This window comes from Vibrio sp. 1249-1, assembly GCF_033340495.1.
The window spans coordinates 1-556 of the sequence record NZ_JAWOWJ010000978.1; the positions used below are offsets into that span (position 1 = coordinate 1).

Here is a 556-nt window from a genome sequence, read left to right on the forward strand (position 1 = left end):
CGGGGCTTTAGGGCATGTGGTCATCTTCACATTCAGTGTGGTGTTTTTGTCGTTGAGTGGACCAAAGCAAGCCATCGGATTGGTACTCGGCTATTTATACCACGTCCAATTAGGCGTGTTTATCACCTTATTTGCTTGTGTTTTTGGGGCGTCATTTAACTACGCCTGCGCGCGCTTTCTCATCGGAAATTGGCTATATCGAAGGTTCCCGAAAAAAATGACGCGTTTTAATTCATTTGCGAGTCGTAAGCCGTTTTACAAAATCCTTTTGCTACGTTTGTTTCCGATTGGGAATAACGTCGTGACCAACGTTTTATCGGGTAGTGTCCGAGTGCCGTTCTTTGCCTTTATCTCCGCCAGTCTGTTGGGATACTTGCCTCAAATTATCATCTTCGCATTGATGGGCGCTGGTATTCATTCATCGAGTAATACAATGATATATCTCAGTATTTTCTTTGGTATCGTTAGCGCGGTACTCACAGGGTTTCTCTATCGAGATCATATTAAAAGTCGTGTTGAATTATTGAATATGGAAGAGGAAGTATGAGCTTAGTGA

Annotated in this window: 1 protein-coding gene; it reads left to right on the forward strand. The window is 43.0% G+C overall.

What is annotated here, in order from left to right; translation table 11 throughout:
• A partial coding sequence (locus R7Z50_RS30015) for a VTT domain-containing protein (protein ID WP_318150088.1) occupies positions 1 to 547 on the forward strand: 547 nt, incomplete at its 5' end.
• Positions 548 to 556 lie beyond the last annotated feature (9 nt).